The following is a 3,129-nucleotide window of genomic DNA, read 5'->3' as shown; positions in this document are numbered from 1 at the left end:
GTGCCGGTGACGAAGGTGCCGACCGGGAAGGTCAGGCTCCACCAGGTCAGGGCGAACGGCATGCCGCGGCGCATGGTCCGGACCGTCAGGGAGGCGGCCAGGGCGATCCACAGCACGGAGAAACCCCAGACCGGGACGCCGTAGAGGATCGAGAAGGTGTTCATCGCCTGGGCGATATGCGGGTCGACGGCCAATCCGGCGTTCAGGCCCAGCAGCCCGGCGGCGGTGATGGACTGGCCAAGCGGGCCCAGGACGATCCAGAGCGTGGGGACCCGAGCCGTGCCGGAGGTGCCGTAGAGTGCCAGCCTGCTACAGATCATCGAGATGATGATGAACGCGGGCACCAGGGACAGCCCGAACAAGGCCCAGCAGCCGTAGAGCAGGGTCTGGCGCCACACCCCGGCCGGGGTGTGCTCGAGCAGCAGCGCCCCGGCCGCCGCGGACACCATCGGCGGGACGATCGGCATCAGCCAGCCGCCGAAGGCGGCGTCGGGTTCGACGTGGTGCTGGGTGAACATCAGATACGGGATGCTCACCGCGGTGAGCAAGCCCCAGACCGTGCCGGCCACCCACAGCGTCCAACTCAGGGCCACGGCGGCCGGCTCACCGATCAGGTCGCGACCGACCAGCAGCGCGCCCATACCCACCGTCAGCATGGCCATCGGCGCGGCCCCGTAGTAGACGGCCATCTGCGGGTTGCGGGCGTGGCTGCGGGCAACCGTCGGGTGCAGCATCCAGTGCCCGCCCACGACGACCACCAGAACCGTCAGCATCAACAGCGCGGCCACCCAGACGATCCGGGTGAAGGTATGTAGCCCAGGCATATTCACGGGCAGCGTGGCGCCGGCGTTGGCGACGATCCCGGTGCCCATCACAGAGGCGAACCAGTTGGGGCCAACACGTCCCAGCAGTCCGATCATCGGCGCGGGCGTTCGCATTCCGCAGAGGCTAGACGGTGAACCCCAGCGCGCGCAGTTGTTCGCGACCGTCGTCGGTGATCTTGTCCGGTCCCCAGGGCGGGTTCCACACCCAGTTGATCTTGATCTCGTCGACCAGGCCGGTGCCGACCAGTGCCTGCAGCGTCTGGTCTTCGATGACGTCGGTGAGTGGGCAGGCCGGCGAGGTCAGCGTCATGTCGATGACGGCCACGGTGCCGGTGTCGGCTTTGTCCACGTTGAGTCCGTAGACCAGACCGAGGTCGACGACGTTGATGCCCAACTCGGGGTCCACCACGTCGCGCATGGCCTCCTCCAGATCGGCCATGAACTCCTCGGTCGCTTCGCTCCTGCCAGAGGTGTCGGTCATGTGCTCTCCTCCATACGTCCGGATGCCCGCGCCACGGCGTCTTTGAACGCCAGCCAGCCCAGCAGCGCGCATTTGACCCGCGCCGGATACTTCGCGACCCCGGCGAAGGCGATGCCGTCGCCGATAAGATCCTCGTCGCCGCTGATGTTTCCGCGCGAGGTGATCATCTCGTTGAAGGCCTCGACCGTCTTCAAGGCGTCGCCGACGCTCCGTCCGATCACCTGGTCGGTCAGCACCGAGGTGGCGGCCTGGCTGATCGAGCATCCCTGGCCGTCGTAGGAGACGTCGGCGACCCGCCGGCCGTCCTCGGACAGCGCCACCCGCAGCGTCACCTCGTCGCCGCAGGTGGGGTTGACGTGGCTCACCTCGGCGGCGAACGGCTCCCGCAGGCCGCGGTGGTGCGGATGCTTGTAGTGGTCCAGGATCACGTCCTGGTACATCTGTTCCAGTCTCATCGGCCCGGTTGGTGTCCGAAGAAGTCGATGGCCCGTCGCACTCCGGCGATCAGCCGGTCCACCTCGTCGAGGGTGTTGTAGACGGCGAACGACGCCCGCACGGTGGCCGCCACCCCGAAGCGGCGGTGCAGGGGTGCGGCGCAGTGGTGGCCGACCCGTACCGCCACGCCGTCGTCGTCGAGGACCTGCCCGACGTCGTGGGCGTGCACCCCGTCGACGACGAAGGCCACCGGGGAACGCCGGACCGCCGGATCGGCCGGGCCGATGACCCGGACCTGCGGGATGCCGGCCAGGCCCTCCAGTGTGGCGGTGACCAGGCGGTGCTCGTGGGCCTGCACCGCCGCCATGCCGATGCCGTCGAGATACCTTGCGGCGGCGGCCAATCCGACCACCTGGGAGATCATCTGGGTGCCCGCCTCGAACCGCTGCGGCGGCGGCGCGAAGGTGGCGCCGTCCATGGTGACGGTCTCGATCATCGAGCCGCCGGTGAGGAACGGCGGCAGTGCGTCGAGCAGACCGGCCCGGCCGTAGAGCGCACCGACACCGGTGGGCCCGAGCATCTTGTGCCCGGAGAAGGCGGCGAAGTCCACACCCAGCGACGGCAGGTCGACCGGCTGGTGCGGCACCGACTGGCAGGCATCCAGGACGGTGAGCGCACCGACCGCCCGGGCGCGGCTCACCAGCTCGGCGACCGGCGCGCCGGTCCCGGTGACATTCGAATGGTGAGTGAAGGCAACCACTTTGACGCGCTCGTCGAGGACCAGCGAATCGAGATCGAGGTGCCCCGCCTGTGAACCCGAGTCGGTGATGCCGTACCAGCGCAGGGCGGCTCCGGTTCGGCGGGCCAACTCCTGCCAGGGCACGAGGTTGGCGTGGTGCTCGAGTTCGGTGGTGACGATCACGTCGCCGGGGCCGACTACGCGCCCGAATCGGCTGTCGCCCAACACATACGACACCAGGTTGAGCGCCTCGGTGGCGTTCTTGGTGAACACCAGTTCCTGCGGCGCGGCCCCGACGAAGCCGGCGACATCGGTCCGGCCCTGCTCGAAGGCGTCGGTGGCCTCTTCCATCAGCTGGTGGGCCCCGCGGTGCACCGCCCCGTTGGAGGTGGTCAGGAAGTCCCGTTCGGCGTCGAGCACCGCCAGCGGCTTCTGCGAGGTGGCCCCGGAATCCAGGTACGCCAACCGGTGCCCGCCGCGCATGACGCGACCCAGGATCGGGAAGTCGGCCCTGATCCGTTCGACGTCGAGGCCGAGATCCGCTGCGGCGGTCATCGGCGGCCGCTAGGACGGCGCCGCGGCGCGGGTGAACCGCACATAGCCGTTCTCCTCCAGTTCGTCGGCAAGCTCGGGGCCACCGGACTCGACGA

At 69.2% G+C, this 3,129-nt stretch carries 4 protein-coding genes and 1 pseudogene; all 5 read right to left on the bottom strand.

From position 1 onward, the window contains the following. A partial coding sequence (locus ADBZ5U_RS15430; protein WP_526811655.1) for a TDT family transporter occupies positions 1-938 on the bottom strand: 938 nt, incomplete at its 3' end. A 10-nt stretch (positions 939-948) separates the two neighbouring features. After that, positions 949-1,305 carry a metal-sulfur cluster assembly factor gene (locus ADBZ5U_RS15425; protein WP_526811654.1) on the bottom strand — a complete coding sequence of 119 codons (357 nt, stop codon included), beginning with the start codon at positions 1,303-1,305 and terminating at the stop codon, positions 949-951. Further along, entirely contained in the window at positions 1,302-1,760 is a 459-nt protein-coding gene (gene sufU / locus ADBZ5U_RS15420; protein WP_526811652.1) for a Fe-S cluster assembly sulfur transfer protein SufU, read from the bottom strand. Before sufU ends, ADBZ5U_RS15425 begins: the two co-directional genes overlap by 4 nt. Then, complete coding sequence (locus tag ADBZ5U_RS15415) at positions 1,757-3,034, bottom strand: cysteine desulfurase (RefSeq protein WP_526811650.1); 1,278 nt, start codon at positions 3,032-3,034, stop codon at positions 1,757-1,759. The genes sufU and ADBZ5U_RS15415 overlap by 4 nt, the downstream gene beginning before the upstream one ends. A 9-nt stretch (positions 3,035-3,043) precedes the next feature. Continuing rightward, positions 3,044-3,129: pseudogene (sufC, locus tag ADBZ5U_RS15410) on the bottom strand (Fe-S cluster assembly ATPase SufC); the annotation flags it as partial.

The sequence above is a fragment of the Mycobacterium sp. genome, from assembly GCF_040398885.1.
In the GTDB taxonomy this organism is placed as follows: Bacteria; Actinomycetota; Actinomycetes; order Mycobacteriales; family Mycobacteriaceae; genus Mycobacterium.
Note: the sequence above shows the minus strand (reverse complement) of the source record. Positions and strands in the feature narration are given on the sequence as shown.

Bases quoted from the DNA above. Each gene is read 5' to 3' on its own strand.
- ADBZ5U_RS15425 (WP_526811654.1), bottom strand. From the start codon at position 1,305: ATGACCGACACCTCTGGCAGGAGCGAAGCGACCGAGGAGTTCATGGCC.
- ADBZ5U_RS15415 (WP_526811650.1), bottom strand. From the start codon at position 3,034: ATGACCGCCGCAGCGGATCTCGGCCTCGACGTCGAACGGATCAGGGCC.
- sufU (WP_526811652.1), bottom strand. From the start codon at position 1,760: ATGAGACTGGAACAGATGTACCAGGACGTGATCCTGGACCACTACAAG.